The following is a 26,719-nucleotide window of genomic DNA, read 5'->3' on the forward strand; positions in this document are numbered from 1 at the left end:
GTGATGGTTCAGTTTGAACTTTGGCCGGACTATCTGCACGCCGTCAACCTGCGTGAACATCTCAAAGACATGTGAGAGCATATGCGTCGGGATGCCGATTCCGTTGTCCGTGACCGACACGACGGCTTCTGCTCCCACAAGTTGCACAGTCGGGGATTCAGGCGGATCCATCTGGTTTGCCCAGGCTTACTTTTATCGCTGCGATCTTTGCGCCAGTCCCAAGGAGCGACAGGGTTATTTTCTATCCAAAGACCTTGCTTGCTGCTTGCAGCTTTCGTTTCAGCCTCGGAATATATTACTCGGTCTGCCACAGACTGTTCGCGTTGGTATTGCTTGTAATGCCAAGCCATTCCTGCTTCTATTTGACTTAGATTGGCATCACGCCCACCTACCAAAACTTTTCCCACCAGACGACCGTAGCGGTCGATCTTTTTCCCGTCGATCTCTACCGTAAGATGCCAGCAGATAGATGCAAAGATCTGCTTGGGTTCGATCAGAACGCAGTGGCTGTTCCTTCAGCCCCGTTGAGGTTTGCCACCTTGTTATGCAACTTTTCCACCAAGTCGGGCTTTTTCCTTCGCTCCATCGAATTACCTTGTTGGCTATTACCCCATTCATCTGGATAGAACTCCTCCATCAGATCCACACCCTCCTCCTCCGATTCCTCGAAGGCACCATTGGCAAACCCCTGCCGGGCAGCGTCTTCTAACGCCGCCTGATCAAAACCAGCACCCTTGCGGTGTCCGTCTTCAGCCCTGGCACCGGCAATCGCCTCCGCTAGCGTCATGCCGGTTCGCACCGTCAAATCGACGTAGTAGATGGGTGCCCTATGCGATTGAGTCGTGGACTTACCCCGCAGGCGCAGTTCCAGCGGCAGTGTGGACAGCAAGCCGCCCGATACTGCGTGGAAATACTTGAGCCTGGTCGAGAGCGTGCGAATGCTGTTGTAGCCCGTGGTGCGGAAGATGAAGCTTCCCAGTTCGTCCTCATCACCGATACGCACATTCAGCCGTCCGCAGGGCTTGCAATTTCCCCCTACGGCCAGCTCGCAGCCGTCCGGTGAAAAGCAAGGCAGTGTTTCCATGCCTTTTGAAGTTACCCGACGACAAGTCTCTCCGTTACCGACACACAGCGGCCGACCAGTCTTACGGTCGAACATGCTGTAGTTGGCACGCAGATTGAGGTCCGGGTCGTTGAACAACAACCTGACCGGTATGCAGCGAAGCTTTGCGTCGGGTGCTTTTCGCAAGGTTTGATCTACTGGATGGTTCACCCATCCATCCGGGTTTTGCACCTGGCTGGTGACGGTGAATTCATCGTCCTTTTCTGGAAGACGGCGGCCGTCCCTTTCTACGACCTTGCCGATTGATATCCGGCCGACGACCGGTGGCGTGAGAGCCAATCCTTTAAGCATATTGTTTCCTTCTGGTGGGTTGATTTGGTTGGTTTGATTTGTCCAAGGCCTGCCCCCTTCCCTCCGCATAGGGGCAGGCCATAAAAGCCCCAGCGGAATGGGGCGCGGGTTTACACGTTCACAAGAAATCGCCGTGAACCCGGCTTGGATTGGGGATAGCGCTGCGGCAAGTCAGGCTGGTCTTTCAACAGCGTTTCAAGGTCCAGCACGACGCTGTCCTTGCTGCGTTTCCAACTCACCTCCCCGCCGTCGAACGCAGCCTTGGTGGCCTCCCCCATGCGTTGCTGGATGCGCTGCTTGAGTTGGGCTTCCAGCCGGGTTTGGGTCGTCAGCGATTGCCTGACAGCCAGCAGGTCCGAGAACACTGCCGACAGCTCCAGGTCATCGGTCAGATCCAGGCTCTGCCCGGTGTCGTTCGGATACAGCGTCCGTAGGGCCACATCTGCAGAATCCGAGCCGTCAGCGGGAGGTGCGATATCCAGTTCGACGAAGCGCCAGAAATGACGCTCCAGATCGATCAGCTGGGCGATCATGGTGTCGTCCCGCTCAATCCGGTGCACCTGCAGCTCCTGGCCACAGATGAGGACCGCCACGTCAGCCGCCTGCTTGCCCGTCACGGCGAGCTGGTGCATGACCTGGAGCTGGACGTACTCAGGGACGCCCTCTTTCCAGAGCCGGGCGCCATTCATCCCTGCCGTCTTGCACTCCAGGATCTGAACGTCAGAAGCCCCCACGATCTCCCGATCCAGGTTGGCACGCATCCAGGGCTCACTGGGGTGCTGCAGGACCGCGTTGACCCGCCTGACCCTGTTCCCGGTGCGCTTGGTGTAATGCGCCGCCACGATGGGCTCCAGCAAGGTGCCCCAGTACATCGGGCTGGTTTCGTCGTTGGGGTCTGTCTTGGGTAAACCGGCATCTCTACCGGTTTTTTCCATCCACAGCTCAAGCGGGGATTTGTAGGGGTTCAGGCCCACCGCTGCACCAGCATCAGAGCTGCCGATACCGCCCTTGCGAACCGTCAGCCAGTCATCCCGGCTGAGTTCGTTGGTCTTGACCAGCTTCAAAGCTGGCCGCGACTTGATAGGCTTGTCAGCCGTCGCTACGTTGCTCATGGCAACTCCTTTCGTTTGGTTGATGGCTCGCCCAAAACAAAACCCCGGTCCTCCGAAGAGGAACCGGGGTTTATGCTGGCGTTCGCCGATGGACAGAGGTCAGCAAATTGCCTGTTCAGGCTGCCAGTTGCAGCGCGTAGTCAAGTGCGCGTTGCTTGAGGTTGGCCCCTTGACCGAACCAGGCGCTGTCGAGTCGGTACTCCTGGCTCCGGGCTCGTTTCTCGTGGTCCACAAACTCAGTAACCGCGCTGAGCAATCCCCAGGCCGTGCCGCTGGCGGCAGACAGTTCTGCGCCCCGCCCATGGCCGTCGTAGAGCGCCTGCACCTTTTTCAAGGCCCGCTCATTCGTCAGGCCCAGTGCCGGATCGACGTGGCCGTCGGTCTGGCACAGGACCTTGAGGAAGTAGTTCATGGACTCATGGGTTTTGACTTTGCGCTCCGACAGGGTTTTCATGCTGTACATGAAGCTGTCCCACTGGCTCACGGCAATGCCCAGTTGCTTTTTGACCGCTTGGGCATCAAAGCTGGTGCTGTGCGGCACCTTGATGGCGCTGCTGGCGCCGTTCAGGGCAATGGCCAGGGTGTTGTTGCAGACCACCCGAACGGTTGTCGGGGTTGCCGTCGTGGCGAGCGTGCCGTCGCAGGACGTAGCCAGCAGGATGTACCCCTTCACAACGTCGTTGCCTTTCAGCACCGCCTGTTTACCGGTACGGGCCAGGGCCCAGAACTTCTTGCCTTCTTTGAGAACGCCAGCGGTTTCGAGCTCGAAGCCTGAAACTTCGGTCAGATCGCGGTAGAACTCCAGAACTGCTTTGGGTTGGACCACCTGGTAGCGCCCGCCGACCACGGAAAGTGGCGCCCTGGTATCGCTGCGGTACAGCACCTTTTGGTCGTCGAACGACATGATGGAGCCGAGTGAGCCGGCCTGCTCGGTCATGTAGCGGACCGGTGTTTCGCAGATGGTCCAGTCCATGCCGGCTTTTTCTGCCCAGATCTCAATGGGCTGTTTGGCTGGGAGTTTGTTGCCGAGCTGGTGCCAGGGGGTTTCGCCGGTGTAGGCTATTTTTTCAAGTTGGTGTGCCATGTGATGATTTCTTTCAGTTGGTTTGGGCGTGACAGCGCCTCTGCGTCGAAAAGCAGAAAGCGGGCTGGCCCGAGTTGATGGATAAAACTAAAGGGGAATGGGATGCCGGTGATGGATCAGCGGCTTGATCTGCTGGGGGCAGACCGGATGAAGGAAGCGAAAGGTTCAGCCCCTAAGGGCGTTTCTCGCTGAAGGTGTGTCCGCAATCGCTGCAGCAGCAGTTGTCCAAGATATTGCGGTCCACCACCTCGCCAACGGCGGCGCCAATTTCACAGCCGAAGGCCGCTCCAAAGAGAGCGCCTAAAGTAGCGCCAGCAATCGTTCCGAACAGGGAGCCCGCTGGACCGGCCAGAGTACCGACCGCCAATCCCAGGCTGGCGCCTCTGAGTGCTCCAGCGGCTCCACTGGCTGCGCCGGCAAGCGCGCCAAGGGTGCCGCCGGCTTTTTTTGCAGTGTTTTTGGTCTTGATGCGTGTCGATTGACATTGTGGACATTGAAGAAATGTCACTTTGATTTCCTTTATGAAGGTTAAAGAAAGCGGATTGAAAGAGTGGAATTTCGGTGCTGGAGGTCAGCGTTGGGCCTCCCTTCTGACTTTGTCGATGTAACGGGCCATCCCCAGAACGGACACAACACCGGCTGCAAAGACGATGGCAAAAGCGCAGAGGAACTCAAGGGGAGAGTTGTTAGGGGTCATGATTGCTCCTTGTTTAATAGTTAAGGAAAGGCCCTTTTGGATGGAAAGTTACTACTGGTGAGCAGGCGTCTACGGCATAAAGCCCGACTCGGCTATGAGCCAAGCCGGACATCATTCATGCGCTCAGGCGTTGCGGTCACCAACCATTGCAATGGTGCGACGCGCCAAAGAGCCGGCTACGGACAGTTGCTCCGGCCAACACAGGGGAATAGCCGAGATGTGAGGCACTGACACATCTACGTCATATGTGGTTGAAAAAAAATGGATTACCACTTGCCAGCCACTGCATGCCTTTTTTGTGTCTGACCAGGCCGGGTGTTGACAGCCCCGCGCCCATGCCTTATATTCACTCACAAATATGAATGAACAAATAATTCAAGTCCAGCTTTCAACCGTCCTACCTATGCCCATTCTTGCGGGGGCAAAAGGAGGCGAAGCCGCATTCCTGTTATTGAGGGCTGCAATTCCGGCCCTGTCTCCTGGCCAACTCGTCGTGGTGGATTTCAGTCAAATGCAAATCTGTACCGCGAGCGCAATCCGCGAACTGCTAGTCCCAATGTGGAAATGGCTGCGGGAAAGTGGCTGCGTTGGAATTGTGGGCAACGTAGACGAGGTGACGCTCGATGAGATAAGGCTTGTGGCCGATACCAGCAAGCAGCCGTTTATCTGCGCACGGCTTCTAAAAAATAACCTCAAAGATCCCATCGTTTATGGGCAACTCGAAGAAAAAATGGCATTGACGCTCCGGCTTGTCCTAGACAGCGGCGAAGCCGATGCCAAGGCGGTCCACCAGTTAGCAAGGGACAACACCCAAGTCACTGTGTGGAATAACCGCTTGGCCGCGCTTGAAGACCTTGGTCTTCTAGCGCGGCGCAAAGTGAGCAAGACGAAGTTTTACTTTCCTATTTTGAAGGGAATGACTTATGGGCATTGATTTCATCCGTAATACGGTCACCAAACATCGGAAGGCATACAGCGCTGAGGCGCGCCGCGCCAGCCAGGACTGGGTTTCTTTGGCCGACAAGCCGATCAAACAGGTCTGTCGAGCGCAAACGTATGCCTCAGAAAAAGTCGCTGCCGGTGAAGCGGTACTGTTGAGGCACGTCGTTACCGGTGAGGTGTTGGTTAGCAAAGACGCCAAGCCTATTGGGTTTCTCGCCAACCCATCGGAACGGGTGCTCAGGCATCTAAAACGCAATTCCGGGGTTGCCTCGGCCACGGTTCATATTGTCTTTTCGGATTCGTCCTTGGTTGATTTGAAGCTGGACTGACATGCTTTCCCGCAACGCACATCAGCAAGTCATCTTCCTTAAAGACGTTGGCGGAGGCCAGTCTCTTTTGGGATGCAGCAATTGCTTGGATTTCGAGATGTGCGGCGGTCTGCATCTGCCTGCTGGCGCTGTGGATTCGTGTTTAGCTCACTGTACGTGCCAAACAGCGAGTGATATAGCAGCCTGCGATGTCGTTTGTCAAAAACGTCCTTCGGAGTTTGTCAAGCGAGTGCAAGAAGTTCGCTCCTTTGATCTGAACAATGTTCCTAAAGCGAAGAAGCGCTCTCTACCCCTGTTGGGAAATTACGTGCCGCTTCTACATGGGAAAGGAGTTCGCAAACACAAAGAGCAGATGGACTATTTGGCCATCCCCATGTCACGGGCTCTGATAGGTCGAGGCAGTAAAACACGCGCGCGCACGGCCAAAGAATTGATTGAAGTTACCGGCATTCGACCGCGTTTAGGTTGGATATTGTCAGGAACTGATGACGACGGACCTATTGAGAGGATCTGGGGGCTTGACCATCTTCCGCGAATACTTCAAGACATGAGTAACGCCGGTGTAGTCTTCGCGACAACACCCAACTACAGTCTCTATGCGGACGTCCCCCGCCACGACAACCTGCACGCAATGAAGCGCATTGCTTGGATGTGGTATTTCATGCAACAAGCAGGAATTTCGACTGCCCTGCACATCAACGGAAGAACGGACCGCGACTTCGAACGATGGGCAGAATTTGTCCGAAGGCAACCTGCTGTGCAGGCAGTCGCTTTCGAATTCACCACGGGCGCAGAGCCGATCCTTGATAGGGAGCGCTATATCCGGCGTCTCGAAGCATTTTCAGCAGCCGTAGGTCGAAAGCTTTCGCTTGTCATGAGAGGTTCTTCAGCCATTGCAGCTGAGTTGCGGCCGTTCTTTCATAAAGTAACGTCCATCGATTCAACGGCTTACCAGCGGTCAATACATCGCCGTCAAGCCGTTGTGGATGACGTTGGACGAGTTCGGTGGCAACCCGTAGTCACTACCTCAATGAACCAAGTCGCCGCGTTGTTCAAAAACAATGACTTGATCCAGCGGGCTTCAGTGGATCGCGACTCGATCCGGATGGCATCCCCTCAACGTAGCCTAGATTTCTCTAGGTCGTCCGAAGAACGAGTTGAAGTGTCACCAGGACACATGGACGCTGACTACGAATCCCCCCAAATACACCTGTTCCCGCAGTAACCAGTCATCAAGATTTACCCCTCCCCGCGTTTCAAGTCCAGCACTGTCGCTTCGTACGCGCATACTCGCGTCCAGCGACCTCAACGCGGATAGCGCCCTCCTGTAACCTAGTCCCCGCTTTGAATCGGAAAATCGGGACCGATGTTCAATCACAGCCCATTGCAGGGCCTCCTGCGCATCCTCAGGTTGTGGAAGGTTACGGTCCATTGCATAACCGCCTACGACCCCGTGCCCAGCATCCGCGACCGTGATCCAGGCATCACCGCGTCGAATGTTGAACGCCGCAAAACTCAACTTAGGTCGGCCGGCATGCACCGCGATATTGTCGATTAACTCTCCCGCTACGCCAGATAAGGTTTGCGCAGCTGCAGATGGCATCAGCGCCTGCCCCAGAAGCTGACGCAAGCTCAATATGAATGAGTTGGTAGCGAGTAAGTCTGCTTCAATTTCTACAGGGTCTAGCCGAAGGATCCCCATACTGGCGGCAGAGCAATATATCGATTTTGTAGAAGATAGGCACCGACTGAAAAGCTCGCCTTGCTCACAGTCATACCGAATTTGAATTGGGTTTTTTCGAGGGTGAAGCGGGTTCAGAAAAATCACTAACTCAGCCATCGGGCCAAGCAAAAAATTGCTCGTTGAAATGCCCTGGCCCGCAAATCTGCCACTTGCGGCACTTTCCGAAAATTCGTCGAAAGTATTAAAGGCTTCAAGTGACATATGTCAGCGGCCTGCACCTATCCCAGTTGTCTGTGGCAGCGCTTGCCAGTTCTTCCAGAACTTGGTGAATGGTGGCTCTGCCATGAATTCCCTGCGAGTTGTATGTCTGAAAAGGTGGAGTATGGCGTTGAAGGAACTGGCGAATCTAAGCCTGCCTCCCTCCTCTGTGCCCTTCGGTGAGGGGGATCTTAATCGCTTGGCTTTCCTCCGGACGTTCCGTAAGGCCACCGCCTATTCTGACGAACATTGCCTTGTACACATTTGGACAGGTTTGAGCAGAAGCTGCGCTGCAGCGATTAATCAGGATTGCCCATGGAAGGGGCCAGTTCCACTTACAGCTACGCTACTTGCTGGGGAAACTCAAGCACGTCTACCCCCCTTCGCAGTTTGTCTAAGTAATCCGCCCAACGTTGCATCATCTCAGTGCGGTGTTTCAAGTACTGAGTTCGGTTGTACGCACGTCCATTGGCGTCCTTCACCGCGTGGGCCAGTTGTGCCTCGATTACCAATGGATCGCAGTCCAGACGTTCGGCCAACATCGTGCGGGCTGTTGCTCTGAAACCGTGCCAGGTATGCAACTCTGACGTGTAGCCCAGTGTGATTAAAGCGGTGCGCACAGAGTTTTCGGAGATTGGACGGTCGTGATTCCGCTCACCAGGGAAAACCAATGTGCCATGTCCGGTCAGCGGGTGGATGTTTCGCAGTATCTCTACGGCCTGAACAGATAACGGAACCAGGTGCGGGTCACCGTTCTCTTTGCCGTCTTTGCCTCGTTTCATTCGGGCTGCTGGAATAGTCCACAGCGCCGCCTCAAAGTCAATTTCTGTCCATGCCGCACCTCGCAACTCACCAGGGCGCTGGAACAGCAACGGCGCTAGCTGTAACGCCGCTCTGACCACCGGTCCGCCACGATAAGCCATGATCGCCCGCAGCAGCTCACCAAGCTTTACCGGGTCTGTAATCGCCGCGAAGTGCTTGCCTCGATAGGGTGACAAGGCGCCTTTAAGGTCGGTTGTAATGTCACGGTGAACTCTGCCGGTTGCTACGCCGTAACGCCACACTTGGCGGGCGAGCATTAGACCGCGGTCCGCTGTCTCCACGGCCCCCCGTTCCTCCACCTTGCGAAGCGTGGCCAGAAGTTCCACGGGCTCAATTTCGCTCATACGTCGCGCACCAATCCAAGGAAAAAGATCGCGCTCGAACTGACGCAACGAGCGATCGGCATGTGCGGGACTCCACTGCGGGGCCTGCTTGACGTACCACTCCAAAGCAACCACCTGAAAGGTGTCGCCATCTGGATTGCTAGCCTTGAGCTTTTCCACCTTGCGGGCTTGCACAGGGTCACACCCTCCTGCCTTTTGCAGCCTGACGGTATCCCTGGTCTTGCGAGCGTCAGCCAGCCCCATGACTGGGTAGCTACCCAAAGCCATGCGTCCTTCTTTGCCATTGGCGTACAGCTTCCAGAACCACCGCTTTGAACCTGCGGGGCTCACTTCCAGATAGAGGCCACCGGAGTCGGTGAAACGTGCGCGCTTTTTGTCTGGGGGGCAGACGGCATTTTTGCAATGCTTGTCAGTCAACATGGGGAACTCCAGGGCCGGGGAACAGATTCCCAGACGATACCGGGGAACAACTCAGAATTTACCAGCATTTGTCCAGATTGTTCCCCGGTTTGTTCCCCGGTTATCGCTAGGATGCCATCACCTGAGCTCGGACATCATTGGACGTATGTTATTGATTTTACAAGGAAAAAAGCCGTTTGCTGGATGTCAGCAAACGGCCTTGGACGTTATGGTGGTGGAGCTGGGGGGATTTGAACCCCCGTCCGCAAGCCTTGTTCGGGCAGATCTACATGTTTAGCGGTCTGATTTGAGTCTCGCCACCTGTGTCGCGCAGTCGCACGCTACACAGGACGCCAGCACCCTATTTTCTTGCCCCGGGTTAAGGTACCCAGCCCGGAGCCAGCCGATGAAATTATCTTTACAGCCGGGAGCGTTCAACTTGCGCTAAACACCCCTTGCCCAGCCCATCGGCCTGCTGTTGTAAAGCTCACTGGCAATTAAGCAGCGAGTGCGAAACGTTCGTCGTTTGCAGTTAGTTTGTTTGAATCAGTTTTACGAGCACACTCAGCTCGACATGCACCACACCGCGTCCGAACCCACGTCGAAACCAATGCAGCCCCAAGCCAAGTAGTTTAAGCCATTCGCAGCAAATTCAAGAGGGCTGCCGGATAAACAATGGTGGCGTCGGCTTTCCAGCCCCGGGTATCGGCCAGCGCACCGAGGTAACCGTAGGCTGCGGCCACTGTCGGCATGCCAGCGGCGCGCCCGGCGACGATGTCCCGCTCGTCATCGCCGACATAGACACAACGCCCCGGATGGAGCTGGAGCTGGCGGGCGGCTTCCAGCAGCGGCGCCGGATGCGGCTTGGCGTGCGGGGTGGTGTCGCCGCTGATGATGGTCTGCGCGGAGCCAAACAGCGGCATCCTGCGCGTCAGCGGCAGGGTAAAGCGCGCCGATTTGTTGGTTACCACACCCCATTTGAGGCCGGACCGGTCAATTCGCGCGATCAGCTCGGCCACGCCGTCGAAGGCATAGGTGCGCTCGGTCATGCAGGCTTCGTAATTGGCAAAAAACTCTTCTCTCAGGTCGCCGAAACCGTCATCGTCAGGCGTCAGCCCAAAAGCAATACCAATCATGCCGCGCGCACCCGCACCGGCCATGGGCCGGTAGTCGGCCAGCGGCAGTGACGCCAGGCCGCGGTCGGTGCGCATCTTGTCGACGGCAGCGCCCAGGTCGGGCGCACTGTCGATCAGCGTGCCGTCCAGATCGAACAGCACAGCCTCAATATCGTTGAACATCGGCCCCATCACCTCAGGGTTTCTGCGTGGCCAGCATGTAATTGACGCTGGTGTCGGCGCTGAGCCAGTAATGCCCGGTCAGCGGGTTGTACTCCATACCTTTGGTCTGCTGCAGATCGAGCCCGGCACGGCGGCAATAAGCAGCCAGTTCGCTGGGTTTGATGAACTTGGCGTATTCGTGGGTGCCGCGCGGCAGCAGGCTCAGCAGGTACTCCGCGCCGACGATGGCAAACAGAAAGGCTTTGGCATTGCGGTTGATCGTGGAAAAGAACACCTGGCCACCGGGCTTGACCAGCGTCGCGCAGGCCCGCACCACGGAGGACGGGTCGGGCACATGCTCGAGCATTTCCATGCAGGTGACCACATCAAAGCGCCCCGGCTGTTCGGCTGCCAGTGCTTCAGCACTGATCTCCCGGTATTCGACGCCCTGGGTATTGGCCTCGAGCGCATGAAGCTGCGCCACTTTCAGCGCCTTGGTCGCCAGGTCGATGCCCAGAACCTGGGCGCCCCGGCGGGCCATGGCATCGGCAAGAATGCCGCCACCGCAGCCGATATCGAGGACGCGCTTGCCCTGGAGCGGCGCCAGGCCCTCGATCCAGCCAAGCCTCAAGGGATTGATCTGGTGCAGGGGGCGGAACTCGCTCTCGGTGTCCCACCAGCGGTGGGCCAGATCGGAAAATTTGGCCAACTCGGCCGGGTCTGCGTTTTCAGTGGTGTGCATGAATCTGATTATCGCCCGCCCATAAAAAAACCGCGCCGTAGCGCGGTTTTTTAAGCGATCCTTGAAGGATTACTTGTTGGCGCGGGTACCAACCACTTCGATTTCCACGCGACGGTTCTTGGCGCGGCCTTCGCTGGTCTTGTTGTCAGCAACTGGCTGTTTCTCGCCTTTGCCTTCGGTGTAGACGCGGTTTTTCTCGATGCCCTTGGACACCAGATAAGACTTGACAGACTCCGAGCGGCGAACCGACAGCTTCTGGTTGTAGGAGTCGCTACCCACTGCATCGGTGTGACCGACAGCAATGATGACTTCCAGGTTGATGCCCTTGATCTTGCCGACCAGGTCGTCAAGCTTGGCTTTGCCTTCAGGCTTGAGCACAGACTTGTCGAAGTCGAAGAACGCGTCAGCAGCGTAAGTGACCTTGGTCGCTGCAGGAGGAGCTACCGGCTTGGGAGCAGCTGGCTTGGCAGGAACTGCGGCGACGGGAGCCGGAGCAGGAACTGCTACAGGAACGATAGCGCCGTCGCACCCTGGAGCGGCAGTAGCCGGGGTCCAGTTGGCATCACGCCAGCAGTATTCGTTGGTGCCGTTTTTCCAGACCAGCTCATTGGTGCCGTTTTTCCAGTTGTCAATTGTTTGTGCACCAGCGGCGGTTGCAAGCGCTGCGGAAGCAAACAACATTGCCACTTTGTTGAGTTTCTTCATGGTTCTCCTCTAGAGAAAAGCCGCAGACTTGCTGCGATTGGATACACGCCGTAAGTGACCATCACTCAAAGCGTTACAGTTATTGTGCCATAGCTCATTGACCGTTCAAGCGCCCTATCGGCTTCGTCCGACAGAGAATCGAGATTCTTTGTTTTTTGTTGCGGACTTGCCACACCCCGATCAAGCCCGGCTCAGGCCTTAAAATCAGCAGGCTTATCTCCCTGCGCGTTGCAATATCCTTTTCAGGCCTCTCATGACCCAGTTTGCCAAAGAAACCCTGCCCATCAGTCTTGAAGAGGAGATGCGGCGCAGCTACCTGGATTACGCGATGAGCGTGATCGTGGGTCGCGCCCTGCCCGATGCGCGCGATGGCCTCAAGCCGGTGCACAGGCGCGTGCTGTTTGCGATGCATGAGCTCAACAACGACTGGAACCGTCCTTACAAGAAATCGGCCCGTATCGTCGGCGACGTGATCGGCAAGTACCACCCGCATGGCGACCAGTCGGTTTATGACGCGATTGTCCGGATGGCCCAGGACTTTTCCATGCGCCACATGCTGGTGGACGGCCAGGGCAACTTCGGCTCGGTGGACGGCGACAGCGCCGCGGCCATGCGTTACACCGAGGTGCGCCTGTCCAAGATCGCCCAGGAGATGCTGACCGACATCGACAAGGAAACCGTCGATTTCGGGCCCAACTATGACGGCAGCGAAAAAGAGCCGCTGGTTCTCCCTTCACGCATTCCCAACCTGCTGATCAATGGCTCCGGCGGCATTGCCGTGGGCATGGCCACCAACATCCCGCCGCACAACATCAACGAGGTCGTTGATGCCTGTCTGCACCTGCTGAAGAACCCCCAGGCCAGCATCGACGAGTTGATGGAAATCATCCCGGCGCCCGACTTCCCCACCGCCGGCATCATTTACGGCATCAACGGGGTCAAGGACGGTTACCGCACCGGCCGCGGCAAGGTGGTCATGCGCGCGCGCTGCCACTTCGAGGACATCGACAAGGGCCAGCGCCAGTCCATCATCGTTGACGAGCTGCCTTACCAAGTCAACAAGAAAACGCTGCAGGAACGCATGGCCGAGCTGGTCCACGAGAAAAAAATCGAGGGTATCAGCCACATCCAGGACGAAAGCGACAAGTCCGGCATGCGCCTGGTCATCGAGCTCAAGCGCGGCGAAGTGCCCGAGGTGGTGCTGAACAACCTGTACAAGCAGACGCAGCTGCAGGACACCTTCGGCATCAACATGGTGGCGCTGGTCAACGGCCAACCCAAGTTGTGCAACCTCAAAGACCTGATCCAGGTGTTTCTGTCGCACCGCCGCGAGGTGGTCACGCGGCGCACGGTATACACACTGCGCAAGGCGCGCGAGCGCGGCCATGTGCTCGAGGGTCTGGCCGTCGCTCTGGCGAACATCGACGATTTCATTGCGATCATCCGCAACGCGCCGACACCGCCGGTCGCCAAGGCCGAGCTGATGCTGCGCCCGTGGGACAGCCGCCTGGTGCGCGAGATGCTGACACGCACCCGCGCGGACGGCGGCGTGGTCAATGCCGACGACTACCGCCCGGACGGGCTGGAGAAGGACTTCGGCATGGGCAGCGACGGCCTGTACCGCCTGTCCGAAACCCAGGCCCAGGAAATCCTGCAGATGCGCCTGCAACGCCTGACCGGCCTGGAGCAGGACAAGATCGTCGCCGAGTACAAGGAAGTCATGGCGGAAATCGACGACCTGCTCGACATCCTGGCGCGCCCGGAACGTGTCTCGACCATCATCGGCGAAGAACTCGCTGTCATCCGCCTGGAGTTCGGCCAGTCCAAGCTGGGCCTGCGCCGCAGCCAGGTCGAGCACAGCTCGTTCGACCTGAGCACCGAAGACCTGATCACGCCGACGGACATGGTGGTGACGCTCTCGCACACCGGCTACATCAAGAGCCAGCCGCTGTCCGAATACCGCGCGCAGAAGCGCGGCGGCCGCGGCAAGCTCGCCACGGCCACCAAGGAAGACGACTGGGTCGACCAGCTCTTCATCGCCAACACGCACGACTACATCCTGTGTTTCTCCAACCGCGGCCGGCTCTACTGGCTCAAGGTGTGGGAAGTGCCGGCCGGCTCGCGTGGCTCGCGGGGCCGTCCCATCGTCAACATGTTCCCGCTGCAGGAAGGCGAAAAAATCACGGTGGTGCTGCCACTGACCGGCGAAAAACGCAGCTTCCCGGCGGACCAGTATGTGTTCATGGCCACCAGCATGGGCACGGTCAAGAAAACCCCGCTCGAAGACTTCAGCAACCCGCGCAAGGCCGGCATTATTGCCGTGGACCTCGACGACGGCGACTACCTGATAGGCGCTGCGCTGACCGATGGCAAGCACGATGTGATGCTGTTCTCGGACGGCGGCAAGGCGGTGCGTTTCGATGAAAACGACGTGCGTCCGATGGGCCGCAATGCCCGCGGTGTGCGCGGCATGATGCTCGACGACGGCCAGGGCGTGATCGCCATGCTGGTCGCGGAAGATGAAGAACAAAGTGTTCTGACGGCCACCCAGAACGGCTACGGCAAACGAACCTCCATCCAGGAATACACGCGCCACGGCCGTGGTACCAAAGGCATGATTGCCATCCAGCAAAGCGAGCGCAACGGCAAGGTCGTCGCTGCTACCCTGGTTCACACCGACGATGAAATCATGCTGATCACCGACAAGGGTGTGCTGGTTCGTACCCGTGTCAGCGAGATCCGGGAGATGGGCCGGGCCACCCAGGGCGTCACGCTGATCGGCCTCGACGATGGCTCTCAACTCAGCGGCCTGCAGCGCATCGTGGAAAACGACGCCAGCCTGGACGACAATGAAACCGACACTGACACAGGCACACCTGCCTCCAACCCGGAAACCAATTGATGAAAAAGCTGCTCACCACCCTTCTGATTGCTGGCTGCGCCTTCTCGGCCGCGAGTCAGGCCCAAACGACCGATCCCAAGCTCGAGTGGGCCACCCGGCTCGTCGCCCTGCAGCAGGGCCCCGACCTGGACAGCCTGGTTGAACAACTGGCCGGCAGCGCCACCCAGGACCTGATCTCCGGCTGGGAATCCAGGCTGGAAACCTCCGTTCCCAAAGCCAAACAGGCCAAGGCCACCGAGGACCTCAACGCCGAGCTTGCCAAGTTCGCCGCAGATGCCAACAAGATCATCGGCAGCAAGGTCAGTCAGGCCAACAGGGATGCCCTGGTACCGGCCTACATGGACCGCTTTACTCTGGACGAACTCAAGCAACTCACCGCCTTTTTTGAGTCTCCCGCCGTGAAAAAATACAAGGCAACCACGCCCGATCTGGTCAATGTCTTCGTGAACAAACTGGTGGAGTCCTCCAGAATCGAGATCCAGGCCCGCGCCAAGCAGTTCAACGAAACCGCCACCAAAATCGTCGGCGCCGCACCGGCAGCCAAACCTGCAGGCGCCGCACCAGCGGCCAAACCCGCGAAGAAATGACGCGGGGCTGTTTCCCCAAGCCGGCGCGCCGTCGCCTAACCTTCCACTTGTGCGACGCCCGCCGGGCTTGAGACGCCTTATCCATGACCCAAAGTCTTCAGCAACTTCGCGTAAAAATCGATTCTGTCGACCAGCAACTGCTGGCGCTCCTGAACCAGCGGGCCGCGCTGGCCAACGAGGTCGGCGAGATCAAACGCCAGGACGGCTCGCCGGTCTTCAGGCCGGAACGTGAGGCCCAGGTCATCCAGGGGCTGCAGGCGGGCAACCCCGGCCCGCTCAAAGGGGACAACATCGCCCACATCTGGCGCGAAGTCATGTCGGCCTGCCGCGCGCTCGAGGCGCCCCAGCGCGTGGCCTACCTCGGCCCCGCCGGCACCTTCAGCGAGCAGGCCGCCGTGCAGTTTTTCGGCTCCAGCATCGAACACGTGCCTTGCGCCAGTTTTGACGAGGTGTTTCGCGCCGCGACGGCCGGCACCGCGCAGTTCGGGGTGGTCCCGGTGGAGAACAACACCGAAGGCGTGGTGACGCGCACGCTGGACCTGTTCCTGAATTCGCCCGTGCATGTGGTGGGCGAAACCAGCCTGCTGGTGCGCCACAACCTGCTGCGCCTGACGGCGTCGCTCGACGGCATCGAGGTCGTGCTGGCCCACGCACAGGCGCTGGCGCAGTGCCAGGGCTGGCTCGCCACGCATCTGCCCCATGCCGAGCGGCGCGCGGTCTCCAGCAATGCCGAAGGCGCCCGTCTGGCGGCCAGCAACCCCGCGTGGGCCGGCATCGCCAGCGAACGCGCGGGTGCCGAATTCGGCCTGCACATTGCGGCCCATGCGATCCAGGACGACGCCTTCAACCGCACCCGCTTCGCCGTGATCTGCCTGCCGCAGGTGCTGGGTGCGCCGCAGGCGTCGGGCAAGGACTGCGTCAGCCTGATCGTGTCGGTCCCCAACAAGCCGGGCGCTGTGCACGACATCCTGGTTCCCCTGAAAACCCACGGTGTGTCGATGACACGTTTCGAGTCACGCCCTGCCCGCTCGGGCCAGTGGGAGTACTTTTTCTACATCGACTTGCAGGGTCACCCTTCGCAGCCCAACGTGGCAGCGGCCCTGAAAGATCTGCAGCAGCTTTGTGCGTTCTACAAAGTGCTGGGCACCTACCCTGTCAGCGACTGAAACCATGACGCAATTGCAAGCAACCACAGCCCCCCGACATGTTTGAACAACTGGGATTGATAGGCTGCGGCCTGATGGGTGGCTCCTTTGCGCTGGCGCTCAAACGCGCAGGTCTGGTCAAACGGGTGGTGGGTTACAGCAAGTCGCCGTCCACGACCGAGCGCGCGCGCCAGATGGGGGTGATCGACGTGGAGGCGCCTTCGGCATTGCTGGCGGTCTCCGGTGCCGACATCGTGCTGCTGGCCGTGCCGGTGTCCGCCACCGAGGCCACTTTCAAGGCCATCCGCCACCTGGTGACCCCCACGACGCTGATCATGGACGTCGGCTCGACCAAGCGCGATGTCGTGGACGCCGCGCGCCGGGTACTGCGCGACCACCTCGGCTGTTTTGTGCCCGCCCATCCGATCACCGGCAAGGAAGTCTCGGGCGTCGAACATGCCGATGCGGACCTGTACACCGGAAAGCAGGTCATCCTGACGCCGATCGAACGCACCTTCACGGTCCAGCTCCAGAAAGCCGTGGATGTCTGGACGGCGCTGGGCTGCAACGTCGTCAAGATGTCCCCCCAGTCGCATGACGCCGCGTATGCCGCCGTCAGCCATCTGCCGCACCTGATCGCGTTTGCGCTGATCAACAGCATCTCCGGCCAGGCCCAGGGCAAGGACTACCTGTCGCTGGCCGGCCCGGGGTTTCGCGACTTCACCCGCATTGCGGCGAGCGACCCGAAAATGTGGCGGGACATCCTGATTGCCAACCGGGAAGAGTTGCTGGAGCAGTCGAAGATTTTCCAGGCCACCCTGCATTCGCTTGAAAAGCTGATCAGCAGCGGCGACGGCGATGCACTGGAAGCAGGCATCGACCATGCCAGCCATACCCGCGCCAACTGGCGGATCACCCCCCCCAAAGTCCTCAAATAGGCGCGGGGCCATGTTCGATACCAAGTTCCTGGACATTCCAGCACTGACGGGTGCCGGCGGCAGCGTACGCCTGCCCGGCTCCAAAAGCATTTCCAACCGGGTCCTGCTGCTCGCGGCGCTGAGCGAAGGCCGCACCACGGTGCATGACCTGCTCGCTTCCGACGACACCGCCGTGATGCTGGCCGCGCTGCGGCAGCTCGGCTGCGCGGTGGCGCAAAGCGGCAGCAGCGCCGTCATCGACGGCCTGGGCGGCCAACTGGCGCAAAGGCAGGCCAGGCTGTATCTCGGCAACGCGGGCACCGCCATGCGGCCGCTGACGGCGGCGCTGGCGCTGCTGGGTGGCGACTTTGAACTGTCGGGCGTGCCGCGCATGCATGAGCGCCCGATCGGCGACCTCGTCGATGCCCTGCGCGGCCTGGGTTGCGCCATTGATTACCTGGGCGAAGACGGTTTTCCGCCGCTGCGCATCCGTACCGGCCAGCTCACCCTGGATGCGCCCATCCGGGTACGCGGCGATGTCTCCAGCCAGTTCCTGACCGCCCTGCTGCTGGCCCTGCCGCTGGTGGCAACCCGGGACATCACACTGGACGTGGTGGGCGAGCTGATTTCCAAGCCGTATATAGAAATCACGCTGAACCTGCTGGCGCGCTTCGGCATCCAGGTCCAACGCGAGGGCTGGCAGCGTTTCACCATTCCGGCCGGCAGCCGCTACCGCTCGCCCGGCGAGATACATGTCGAAGGGGATGCCTCGTCTGCTAGCTATTTCATAGCGCTTGGCGCAATATCGGCGGCGGCTACAGGCCAAAATGGCATAGAGATTCAGGGTGTGGGCGCGGACTCCATCCAGGGCGACATCCGTTTTGTGGAAGCCGCGCGGATGATGGGCGCACATATCGACAGCACGCCCAATACCTTGCGTATCTCGCGCGGCGCCTGGCCGCTCAAGGCCATCACCCTGGACTGCAACCACATCCCCGATGCGGCCATGACGCTGGCCGTGATGGCGCTGTACGCGGACGGCACCACCACGCTGAGCAACATCGCCAGCTGGCGCGTCAAGGAAACCGACCGCATCGCCGCGATGGCCTGCGAGTTGCGCAAGCTGGGAGCCAGCGTGGAGGAAGGCGCCGATTACATTCGCATCACGCCGCCGCTCAAGTGGCAGACCGCCGCCATCCATACCTACGACGACCACCGCGTGGCCATGTGTTTTTCGCTGGCGGCCTTCAACCCGGCGCGCCTGCCGGTGCGCATTCTGGATCCAAAATGTGTCGCCAAGACCTTTCCGGACTACTTCGAGGCCCTGTTTTCGGTGTCGGTGACCGAGCGCCGGCTGATCCCGGTGATCTGTGTCGACGGCCCCACCGCGTCGGGCAAAGGCACGCTGGCCGCCCTGGTGGCGCACCGCCTCGGCTACCACTACCTGGACTCGGGCGCGCTGTACCGGCTGACGGCCTTTGCCGCCGGCCGTGCCGGCGTGGCGCTCGATGACGAAGCCGGCGTCGCCGCCGTCGCGCGCACCCTGCCGGTGCGCTTTCAGGGCGAGCGGGTGTTCCTGGGCCAGGAAGACGTGTCGGACGCCATCCGCAGCGAAGCCGCCGGCATGGCCGCCTCCCGGGTATCGGTGCATCCTGCCGTGCGCGACGCCTTGACCGAGTTGCAGCGGGGTTTCCGGCAGTTGCCGGGGCTGGTGGCCGACGGGCGGGACATGGGCACCGTGATTTTCCCGGACGCCGCGCTGAAAATCTTCCTGACGGCGAGCGCCCGGCATCGGGCGGAACGACGCCATAAGCAATTGATTTCAAAGGGAATTCCGGCTACAATAGCCGCGATTGAGCAGGATTTGGAGGCGAGGGACACACGTGACATGTCACGGCAATCCGCCCCTTTGAAGCCCGCTGATGACGCCAGGCCACTGGACAACTCCGAGCTGTCGATTGAAGAATCGGTGGCCCAGGTGTTGAACTGGTGGCAAGGCACCCGGCCCTTCTGACCCCCGTACCTTCGTGTAGACACGCCAGTGTCCGGTCAGCAGGAACATTTAACTTAACCCGCGGGTCACCCGCACACAACCGCCGCAGTCAGCCCTAAAAACGATAGCAATCGTGCCGTCGGAAACCTGCTCTGTGGACTAGGAAAATCAATGTCCGAATCTTTTGCCGCCCTCTTTGAAGAATCGCTGAAACGCTCCGAAATGCGTACCGGCGAAGTCATTACCGCCGAGGTAGTGCGTATTGATCACAACCACGTGGTTGTGAATGCAGGACTCAAATCCGAGGCTTATGTCCCCCTCGAAGAATTCAAGAACGACCAGGGCGAGCTCGAAGTCCAGGTCGGCGACTTTGTCTCCGTGGCCATCGACTCGGTCGAAAACGGTTACGGCGACACCCTGCTGAGCCGCGACAAGGCCAAGCGCCTGGCCTCGTGGATGAGCCTGGAAAAAGCCCTGGAATCCGGCGAGTTCGTCACCGGCCAGACCAGCGGCAAGGTCAAGGGCGGCCTGACCGTTCTGGTCAACGGCATCCGTGCCTTCCTGCCCGGCTCGCTGATCGACACCCGCCCCGTCAAGGACTTGTCTCCGTACGAGAACAAGACCATGGAATTCAAGGTCATCAAGCTCGACCGCAAGCGCAACAACGTGGTGCTGAGCCGCCGCGCCGTGGTCGAAGCCAGCATGGGCGAAGAGCGCGCCAAGCTGATGGAAACCCTGAAAGAAGGCTCTGCCGTCAAGGGCATCGTCAAGAACATCACCGAATACGGTGCTTTCGTTGACCTGGGCGGCATTGACGGCCTGCTGCACATCACTGACATGGCATGGCGCCGCGTGCGTCACCCGAGCGAAGTGGTGACGGCTGGCCAGGAAATCGTGGCCAAGATCCTGAAGTTCGACACCGAGAAAAACCGCGTGTCCCTCGGTCTGAAGCAGATGGGCGACGACCCATGGATGGGCGTGAACCGCCGCTACCCGCAAAGCACCCGCCTGTTCGGCAAGATCACCAACATCGCCGACTACGGCGCGTTTGTGGAACTCGAGCCGGGCATCGAAGGCCTGGTCCACGTGTCCGAAATGGACTGGACCAACAAGAACGTGGCCCCGAGCAAGCTCGTCAACCTCGGCGACGAAGTCGAAGTCATGGTTCTGGAAATCGACGAAGACAAGCGCCGCATCAGCCTGGGCATGAAGCAGTGCAAGGCCAACCCGTGGCAGGAATTTGCCCAGGACACCAAGCGCGGTGACCGCGTCAAGGGCCCGATCAAGTCGATCACCGACTTCGGCGTCTTTGTGGGCCTGGCTGCCGGCATCGACGGCCTCGTGCACCTGTCCGACCTCTCGTGGAACGAACCCGGCGAAGCCGCCGTTCGCAACTACAAGAAGGGCCAGGAAGTCGAAGCCATCGTGTTGGCCGTTGACGTGGACCGCGAGCGTATCTCCCTGGGCATCAAACAGCTCGATTCCGACCCGTTCACCACCTTCGTGTCGATCAACGACAAGGGCGCGGTTGTGACCGGCAAGGTCAAGACGGTTGATGCCAAGGGCGCCGAGATCGATCTGGGCGAAGACATCATCGGTTACCTGCGCGCCAGCGAAATCAGCCGTGACCGCGTCGAAGACGCGCGCAACGTGCTCAAGGAAGGCGACGAAGTCTCCGCAGTCGTGGTGAACGTGGATCGCAAGACCCGCAACATCCAGCTGTCGGTCAAAGCCAAGGACAACGTGGACCAGCAGGAAGCCATGGCGACCCTGAGCCAGCAGTCCTCGCGTGAAAGCGCCGGCCTGACCAACCTGGGTGCCCTGCTGCGCGCCAAGCTGGACAACAACGAGAAGTAAACCGGACTCCTGAGACATGGCGTGCCCGCTCCCCGGAACGGCACGCCATTTCTCTGTCCCCCCATTTTTATGACCCGAAGCGATCTTGTCGAGGAACTGGCTGCACGTTTCAGCCAGCTGACCCACCGCGATGCCGAATATGCCGTCAAGACGATTCTTGACGCCATGAGCGATGCGCTGGTGCGTGGGCACCGCATAGAGATTCGTGGTTTTGGCAGTTTTTCGATCAACCGGCGTCCGCCGCGCATGGGCCGCAACCCGCGCTCTGGCGAAAGCGTTGCCATTCCGGAAAAACGCGTTCCCCATTTCAAACCGGGCAAGGCCCTGCGCGAAGCGGTGGATGCCCGGACCGAAGAAATGCTGGCCCCTCCGGCCAAATAGCGGCGTCCCGCCTGGTGCTGGCTACAATTGCCGGACCACAAGGGGACCTGTAGTGAAATACCTCATGTGGCTGCTCAAGGCAGCCATTTTTTTTACGCTTTTTGCGTTCGCGCTGAACAACCAGCAAGCCGTTTCCGTGTATTTCTTTTTCGGCACGCTGTGGCAGGCGCCCCTGGTGCTGGTTGTGCTGGCCACCTTTGCCTGCGGGCTGGCCACCGGCATCCTGATGATGATGCCGCGCTGGTGGAAAAAACGCAAAAACGTGCGCGCCAGCCAGCAGAGCCAGCTCAGCGAGAACCCTTCCACCATGCACCATGGACTTTGATTTCACCTGGGTTCTGCTCGGGTTTCCGATTGCCTTCACGCTGGGCTGGCTGGCGTCACGGCTGGACCTGAGACAGCTCCGGATCGAAAACCGGCAGGCGCCCAAAGCCTACTTCCGCGGCCTCAATTTCCTGCTCAACGAGCAGCAGGACCAGGCGATTGATGCCTTCATCGAAGCCGTCCAGAATGACCCCGACACCTCCGAGCTGCACTTCGCGCTGGGCAACCTGTTCCGCCGGCGCGGCGAGTACGAGCGGGCCGTGCGTGTGCACGAGCACCTGATGTCGCGCGGCGATCTGACCCAGACCGAGCGCGACCGTGCGCAGCATGCGCTGGCACTTGATTTTCTCAAGGCCGGCCTGCTGGACCGGGCAGAAACAGCGCTGCGCAAACTTGAAGGCACGGGCTACGAGGAGGAAGCCAGGCTGGCCCTGCTCTCAATCTACGAACGCTCACGCGACTGGACGCACGCCAGCGAGATTGCCGCCAAGCTCGACAGTGCCAGCCACGGAAGCTTCAGCACCCGCAAGGCCCACTACCTGTGCGAACAGGCGGTGTCGGCTGCGGCCTCCGGCGATACCGGCCAGGCGCTCGACAGCCTGCAACAGGCAGCAGCCATGGCGCCGGCCTCCCCGCGTCCGCTGATCGACCTAGCCAAGCTCCAGGCCCAGCTGGGTCAACATGCGGACGCCTTTGCAACCCTGCGCAGGCTGGAGCAAACCGCGCCGCAGGCCTTGCCGCTGGCGGCAAGCCTGCTGGTCAATATTGCGCAGCAAAGCGGCCAGCAAGCGGCCGCGCTGGACCTGCTGAAGACCAACTACGCCCAGTTGCCGTCGATTGACGTGGTCGAGGCCATCGTCAAACTCGATACAGCCTCCGCCGACCCGCGCCGGTGGTACGGCCAGCACCTGGAGCGCGAGGCCTCGCTGGTGGCTGCGGCCAAATGGATTGCCGGCGAAAAACTGGGCAGCGAGCACGAGCACAGCATGGTGCAGCGCGCGCTCGACCAGGCCACCAAACCCCTGATGCGTTACCGCTGCGCCGCCTGCGGCTTCGAAGCAACGCAGCACTTCTGGCACTGCCCCGGCTGTCAGGCCTGGGACAGCTACCCTGCACGCCGGATCGAAGAACTATGAATACCCCCGTGGAGGCTTCGCCTCCCTCCCCCTTGCAGGGGGCAGACACCTGCGGCCTGGCAAAGCCAGTTCCGCGGCGTCTCTGATGAATAGAGAGTCACCAGAATGAGCACATCTTTAACGCCATCCGCTGAGCAACTCGCCCAAGCCCGCGTGCTGGTGGTCGGCGACGCCATGCTGGACCGTTACTGGTACGGTGCGGTGGACCGCATCTCGCCGGAAGCGCCTGTACCCGTGGTGCGTGTCACGCGCCAGGAAGAACGCATGGGCGGCGCTGCCAACGTGGCCTACAACATCGTGACCGTGGGCGCGCGCGCCTCGCTGCTGAGCGTAGTCGGCGACGACGAAGCCAGCCACCAGCTCGAGGCCCTGGTGGCCGGCTCGGGCATCACGCCCTGCTTCGGCCGCGACCCGCAGCTCAAGACCACGGTCAAGCTGCGTGTGATCGGCCGCCAGCAGCAGCTGCTGCGCCTGGATTTCGAGAACACGCCCGAGAACGAAGTGCTGGCCTCGCAGTCGGCCGAGTTCGAAAAGCTGCTGCCAGCGCATGACACGGTGCTGTTTTCCGACTATGGCAAGGGTGGGCTGGCGCACATCGGCCTGATGATTGCGCAGGCCCGCGCCGCCGGCAAGGTGGTGCTGGTCGATCCCAAAGGCTCGGACTATTCGCGCTACCAGAACGCCACGGCCATCACCCCGAACCGTGCCGAACTCGAGCAGGTCATCGGCCCCTGGCATGATGAAGCCGACCTGCAGCGCAAGGCGCAGAACCTGCGCGAGGCGCTCAAGCTGCAGGCCCTGCTGCTGACGCGCAGTGAAGAAGGCATGACGCTGTTTGACGCCCAGGGCCAGCTGCATGTGCCGGCGCTGGCGCGCGAAGTTTTCGACGTGACCGGGGCCGGCGACACGGTGATCGGCACCCTGGCCGCGATGGCCGCCGCCGGCCTGAGCCTGCGCGACGCCGTCCCGGTGGCCAACCGCGCCGGCGGCATCGTGGTCGGCAAATTCGGTACGGCGACGGTCAGCTACGGCGAGCTGTTTGCCGCGCCCTGAAAGACAAGGAACAAACATGAAAATCGTGGTTACCGGCGCAGCGGGGTTTATCGGCTCCAACCTCATCAAGGGGCTCAATGCCCGCGGCATCGACGACATCATTGCCGTCGATGACCTGACCGACGGCGACAAGTTCCGCAACCTGGCCGACCTGCAGATCGCCGACTACATCGACGCCGACGATTTCTATGAACTGTTTGCCGACGCCGCCTTTGGCAATGTCGAGGCGGTTTTCCACGAGGGTGCCTGCAGCGACACCATGGAGAGCGACGGCAAGTACATGATGGACAACAACTACGCGCTGTCCTGCGACTTGTTTGCGGCCTGCCAGGAGCAACGCACCCGGCTGCTTTACGCCTCCTCGGCCGCGACCTATGGCGGTTCAAGCACCTTCCGCGAGTCGCCCGAGTTCGAGAAGCCGCTCAATGTCTACGGCTACTCCAAGCTGCTGTTCGACCAGCGGCTGCGGCGTGAACTGGGGCCCGGTTTTTCCGGCACGGCCACCCAGGTCGCGGGCTTTCGCTACTTCAATGTGTACGGCCCGCGCGAGCAGCACAAGGGGCGCATGGCCAGTGTCGCCTTTCACCAGTTCAACCAGTTCCGCGCCGAAGGCAAGGTCAAGCTGTTCGGCGAGTACGGCGGTTACGGCCGTGGCGGGCAGATGCGCGACTTCGTGTTCATCGATGACGTCGTGGCCGTCAATCTCTGGTTTTTCGACAACCCCGGAAAGTCCGGCCTCTTCAACCTCGGCACCGGCCGCGCCCAGCCCTTCAACGATGTGGCGCTGGCCGTCGTCAACACCCTGCGCCAGCAGCAGGGCGATGCGCCGCTGACCCTGGAAGAAGCCGCGCACGGCAGCCTGATTGACTACATCGACATCCCGGCCGCGCTGGTTGGCAAATACCAGAGCTACACCCAAGCGGACCTGACGGCCTTGCGCGCGGCCGGCTGCGAGCATGCCTTTGCCGATGTGCAGACCGGTGTGGCGGCCTACATGCGTGCCTTGACCCTGGGCGAAGCCGCAAAAGCCTGACCGGCCTCGCAACCGGCGCCCCGTCAGCGGGGAGGTGCCGGCGCGCTGGCGTCTGCCGTCGACGCGGCATCGGCCTGCGGCTCGGGAAAACGGTAATACAGGGCATTGAGGTAACGCGCCACGTCGGTGACATCCTCCTCCCGCCAGCCCAGCCCCGTGGTTGTCTGCCAGCGCTCGACTTCGGCCTTGAGGCTGGCCCAGTTTCTGGCCGCCTTCCTGTCGCGCCAGTGAAGCTGGGCGTTGTGACAAGCGATGCAATGTGTCGAATACAGCAGTTCCCCGCGCAGGGCATCGGTCTTGGTCCGGGCAACCACAGGCCCGGCATGGCCCCAAAGAACAATTACAAGAGCGACAAGCCACTTTTTACTCATCATGGGGTTCTCCTCAAGCGCGCTGCTCGAACTCCCTGTCCCTGGCGCCGATCACCCCGGCTGCCAGATCGGCCAGTTCCCGCGTCAACAGCTCCAGGATGTCCTCCATCGTCACGACACCCGTCAGCCGGCCCGCCTCATCGACGATGACCAGCCGGCGCAGCCGGTGCCTGCGCATCAGTGCCACCGCGTCCACCGCATCCATCCCGGGGGTCGCCAGGACAAGCTCGACGGACATGATGTCTCCGGCGGTGAACACCTCGGGGTCCAGCCCCTCGGCCATCAGGGCCAGCACCAGGTCCCTGTCGGTCAGGATGCCGACCGGTCGGCTCTTTTGCGCAGCATCAACAACAACGAGCGCGCCGACATGGTGCTTGCGCATCAGCTGGGCAGCCACAAAAGCCGAGGTCTCGGGCTCGACCACAGCCACCACGGCGGTTGCAAAATCTTTCAAACGAGTAGGCATCTTCAACTCCTTTTCGCCGCCTGGAGGCTTCTTTGTGGCGATACTGCAGCTTATGCCTTTCCCGGCGCCTGCAGCGTTGATCCAGCGCAACTACACGGGCAGGTCAACCTGGCGGCTGCAACAGCCGTTAAACGCAGGACATCCCGGTGCACGGGAGGGATCACCTGCTTCAACCATCCCATTTGAGGAGCTTCCTGATGTTCAAGAAACTGCTGGCCTTTGTCGCCACCATGTATGTCGCCATGGCCTTTGCTGCCGTCGACGTCAACACCGCCACTTCGGCGGAACTCGACGCCATCAAGGGCATTGGCCCGGTGAAGTCGGCGCTGATCATCTCCGAGCGCAAAAAGGCGCCGTTCAAGGACTGGAATGACTTTGTGACCCGCGTCAAAGGTGTGGGCACCGACAGCGCCGCCAAGTTTTCCGCCGATGGCCTGACCGTCAACGGCACCAGCTACAAGGCCAGCGGCAAAGCCGAGGTCAAGGCCGACAAGCCGGTCACTGAAAAAGCCAGGGATGCCGCGGTCGCCACCAAAGACGCCGTCAAGGGTGCGGCCATTGCCACCAAGGACGCGGCCAAAGAGACCGCCAGGGACGTCAAGGCCGCCGTGACCCCCAAAGCCGACACCAAGGCAGAAGTCAAGGCAGATGTGAAGGCCGGCGCCAAAACCGAACCTGCCAAAAAGTAAGCACCCTCCGCTTGCGCATCAACCCGCCTTGCGCGGGTTTTTTCATGCCTTTTCGG

The 26,719-nt window shown here is 60.4% G+C and carries 28 protein-coding genes and 1 other RNA gene; 15 read left to right on the forward strand and 14 right to left on the reverse strand.

Annotation, left to right across the window (positions count from 1 at the left end):
- Nucleotides 1-29: 29 nt before the first annotated feature.
- The 6 genes from PSV40_RS22835 to PSV40_RS10400 form a co-directional block, all read right to left on the reverse strand.
- Entirely contained in the window at nt 30-497 is a 468-nt protein-coding gene (locus PSV40_RS22835) for a thermonuclease family protein (protein WP_366915005.1), read from the reverse strand.
- A complete protein-coding gene (locus PSV40_RS10380) occupies nt 494-1,414 on the reverse strand; it encodes a hydrolase or metal-binding protein (protein ID WP_300537160.1) in 921 nt (306 codons plus the stop codon). Before PSV40_RS10380 ends, PSV40_RS22835 begins: the two co-directional genes overlap by 4 nt.
- Nucleotides 1,415-1,524: 110 nt before the next feature.
- Complete coding sequence (locus PSV40_RS10385) at nt 1,525-2,526, reverse strand: lambda-exonuclease family protein (RefSeq protein ID WP_300537162.1); 1,002 nt, start codon at nt 2,524-2,526, stop codon at nt 1,525-1,527.
- A 115-nt stretch (nt 2,527-2,641) separates the two neighbouring features.
- Complete coding sequence (locus PSV40_RS10390) at nt 2,642-3,610, reverse strand: DUF932 domain-containing protein (RefSeq protein ID WP_300537163.1); 969 nt, start codon at nt 3,608-3,610, stop codon at nt 2,642-2,644.
- Nucleotides 3,611-3,782: 172 nt separating this feature from the next.
- The gene (locus PSV40_RS10395; protein ID WP_300537165.1) at nt 3,783-4,118 is read right to left on the reverse strand and encodes a glycine zipper domain-containing protein; all 336 of its coding nucleotides are present in this window, start codon (nt 4,116-4,118) and stop codon (nt 3,783-3,785) included.
- 63 nt (nt 4,119-4,181) lie between these two features.
- Nucleotides 4,182-4,307, reverse strand: a complete 126-nt coding sequence (locus PSV40_RS10400; RefSeq protein ID WP_300537167.1) for a hypothetical protein — start codon at nt 4,305-4,307, stop codon at nt 4,182-4,184.
- A 358-nt stretch (nt 4,308-4,665) separates the two neighbouring features.
- On the opposite strand from PSV40_RS10400, the gene PSV40_RS10405 reads away from it, so the two are divergent.
- Genes PSV40_RS10405 through PSV40_RS10415 form a run of 3 tightly spaced genes read left to right on the forward strand, consistent with a single transcriptional unit; the run spans nt 4,666 to nt 6,803 of the window.
- Complete coding sequence (locus PSV40_RS10405) at nt 4,666-5,241, forward strand: hypothetical protein (protein ID WP_300537169.1); 576 nt, start codon at nt 4,666-4,668, stop codon at nt 5,239-5,241.
- Entirely contained in the window at nt 5,231-5,578 is a 348-nt protein-coding gene (locus PSV40_RS10410) for a hypothetical protein (protein ID WP_300537171.1), read from the forward strand. Before PSV40_RS10405 ends, PSV40_RS10410 begins: the two co-directional genes overlap by 11 nt.
- A gap of 1 nt (nt 5,579) precedes the next feature.
- The gene (locus PSV40_RS10415) at nt 5,580-6,803 is read left to right on the forward strand and encodes a DUF4417 domain-containing protein (protein ID WP_300537173.1); all 1,224 of its coding nucleotides are present in this window, start codon (nt 5,580-5,582) and stop codon (nt 6,801-6,803) included.
- Here the strand turns inward: PSV40_RS10415 and PSV40_RS10420 are convergent.
- The 6 genes from PSV40_RS10420 to ompA all read right to left on the reverse strand — a co-directional run bounded on the left by PSV40_RS10420 (nt 6,744) and on the right by ompA (nt 11,809).
- The gene (locus PSV40_RS10420; protein ID WP_300537174.1) at nt 6,744-7,523 is read right to left on the reverse strand and encodes a hypothetical protein; all 780 of its coding nucleotides are present in this window, start codon (nt 7,521-7,523) and stop codon (nt 6,744-6,746) included. The two genes, PSV40_RS10415 and PSV40_RS10420, sit on opposite strands and share 60 nt — an antisense overlap.
- 338 nt (nt 7,524-7,861) lie before the next feature.
- On the reverse strand, nt 7,862-9,106 hold the full coding sequence (locus PSV40_RS10425; protein WP_300537176.1) for a site-specific integrase: 1,245 nt from the start codon (nt 9,104-9,106) through the stop codon (nt 7,862-7,864).
- A gap of 212 nt (nt 9,107-9,318) precedes the next feature.
- Nucleotides 9,319-9,705: a transfer-messenger RNA gene (gene ssrA, locus PSV40_RS10430) on the reverse strand.
- A gap of 12 nt (nt 9,706-9,717) precedes the next feature.
- Nucleotides 9,718-10,383, reverse strand: a complete 666-nt coding sequence (locus PSV40_RS10435; protein ID WP_300537178.1) for an HAD-IA family hydrolase — start codon at nt 10,381-10,383, stop codon at nt 9,718-9,720.
- Between the two features lie 13 nt (nt 10,384-10,396).
- Entirely contained in the window at nt 10,397-11,104 is a 708-nt protein-coding gene (gene ubiG / locus PSV40_RS10440) for a bifunctional 2-polyprenyl-6-hydroxyphenol methylase/3-demethylubiquinol 3-O-methyltransferase UbiG (RefSeq protein WP_300537180.1), read from the reverse strand.
- 69 nt (nt 11,105-11,173) lie between these two features.
- Nucleotides 11,174-11,809, reverse strand: a complete 636-nt coding sequence (ompA, locus tag PSV40_RS10445; protein ID WP_300537182.1) for an outer membrane protein OmpA — start codon at nt 11,807-11,809, stop codon at nt 11,174-11,176.
- A 253-nt stretch (nt 11,810-12,062) separates the two neighbouring features.
- Between ompA and gyrA the strand changes: the two genes are divergently transcribed.
- From gyrA to rfaD, 11 genes are all read left to right on the forward strand, one after another.
- Nucleotides 12,063-14,711: a DNA gyrase subunit A gene (gyrA, locus tag PSV40_RS10450; RefSeq protein WP_300537184.1), complete on the forward strand. Its 2,649-nt coding sequence runs from the start codon at nt 12,063-12,065 to the stop codon at nt 14,709-14,711.
- The gene (locus PSV40_RS10455) at nt 14,711-15,298 is read left to right on the forward strand and encodes a DUF2059 domain-containing protein (RefSeq protein WP_300537186.1); all 588 of its coding nucleotides are present in this window, start codon (nt 14,711-14,713) and stop codon (nt 15,296-15,298) included. Before gyrA ends, PSV40_RS10455 begins: the two co-directional genes overlap by 1 nt.
- 83 nt (nt 15,299-15,381) lie before the next feature.
- Nucleotides 15,382-16,464 carry a prephenate dehydratase gene (gene pheA / locus PSV40_RS10460; protein WP_300537188.1) on the forward strand — a complete coding sequence of 361 codons (1,083 nt, stop codon included), beginning with the start codon at nt 15,382-15,384 and terminating at the stop codon, nt 16,462-16,464.
- Nucleotides 16,465-16,502: 38 nt separating this feature from the next.
- Complete coding sequence (locus PSV40_RS10465; protein WP_300537190.1) at nt 16,503-17,381, forward strand: prephenate dehydrogenase/arogenate dehydrogenase family protein; 879 nt, start codon at nt 16,503-16,505, stop codon at nt 17,379-17,381.
- 10 nt (nt 17,382-17,391) lie between these two features.
- Nucleotides 17,392-19,374, forward strand: coding sequence for a bifunctional 3-phosphoshikimate 1-carboxyvinyltransferase/cytidylate kinase (locus PSV40_RS10470; protein ID WP_300537192.1), 1,983 nt, complete (start codon nt 17,392-17,394; stop codon nt 19,372-19,374).
- Nucleotides 19,375-19,524: 150 nt separating this feature from the next.
- On the forward strand, nt 19,525-21,210 hold the full coding sequence (gene rpsA / locus PSV40_RS10475) for a 30S ribosomal protein S1 (protein WP_300516432.1): 1,686 nt from the start codon (nt 19,525-19,527) through the stop codon (nt 21,208-21,210).
- Between the two features lie 69 nt (nt 21,211-21,279).
- On the forward strand, nt 21,280-21,591 hold the full coding sequence (locus PSV40_RS10480; protein WP_300537193.1) for an integration host factor subunit beta: 312 nt from the start codon (nt 21,280-21,282) through the stop codon (nt 21,589-21,591).
- A gap of 52 nt (nt 21,592-21,643) precedes the next feature.
- Nucleotides 21,644-21,916, forward strand: a complete 273-nt coding sequence (locus PSV40_RS10485; RefSeq protein WP_300537196.1) for a lipopolysaccharide assembly LapA domain-containing protein — start codon at nt 21,644-21,646, stop codon at nt 21,914-21,916.
- Nucleotides 21,906-23,051, forward strand: a complete 1,146-nt coding sequence (gene lapB, locus PSV40_RS10490) for a lipopolysaccharide assembly protein LapB (protein WP_300537198.1) — start codon at nt 21,906-21,908, stop codon at nt 23,049-23,051. The genes PSV40_RS10485 and lapB overlap by 11 nt, the downstream gene beginning before the upstream one ends.
- Before the next feature lie 105 nt (nt 23,052-23,156).
- On the forward strand, nt 23,157-24,104 hold the full coding sequence (gene rfaE1 / locus PSV40_RS10495; RefSeq protein WP_300537200.1) for a D-glycero-beta-D-manno-heptose-7-phosphate kinase: 948 nt from the start codon (nt 23,157-23,159) through the stop codon (nt 24,102-24,104).
- A gap of 16 nt (nt 24,105-24,120) precedes the next feature.
- On the forward strand, nt 24,121-25,137 hold the full coding sequence (rfaD, locus tag PSV40_RS10500; RefSeq protein WP_300537202.1) for an ADP-glyceromanno-heptose 6-epimerase: 1,017 nt from the start codon (nt 24,121-24,123) through the stop codon (nt 25,135-25,137).
- A gap of 23 nt (nt 25,138-25,160) precedes the next feature.
- Here the strand turns inward: rfaD and PSV40_RS10505 are convergent, their stop codons facing one another.
- Both PSV40_RS10505 and PSV40_RS10510 read right to left on the reverse strand, forming a co-directional pair.
- The gene (locus tag PSV40_RS10505; protein ID WP_300537204.1) at nt 25,161-25,511 is read right to left on the reverse strand and encodes a cytochrome C; all 351 of its coding nucleotides are present in this window, start codon (nt 25,509-25,511) and stop codon (nt 25,161-25,163) included.
- A gap of 10 nt (nt 25,512-25,521) precedes the next feature.
- The gene (locus tag PSV40_RS10510; protein ID WP_300537206.1) at nt 25,522-25,974 is read right to left on the reverse strand and encodes a CBS domain-containing protein; all 453 of its coding nucleotides are present in this window, start codon (nt 25,972-25,974) and stop codon (nt 25,522-25,524) included.
- Nucleotides 25,975-26,171: 197 nt separating this feature from the next.
- Here PSV40_RS10510 and PSV40_RS10515 point away from each other — a divergent pair, with 197 nt between their 5' ends.
- A complete protein-coding gene (locus PSV40_RS10515; protein ID WP_300537208.1) occupies nt 26,172-26,663 on the forward strand; it encodes a helix-hairpin-helix domain-containing protein in 492 nt (163 codons plus the stop codon).
- The last annotated feature ends 56 nt before the right edge of the window (nt 26,664-26,719 follow it).

Source organism: Polaromonas sp. (assembly GCF_029945925.1).
Classification (GTDB): Bacteria; Pseudomonadota; Gammaproteobacteria; order Burkholderiales; family Burkholderiaceae_C; genus Polaromonas.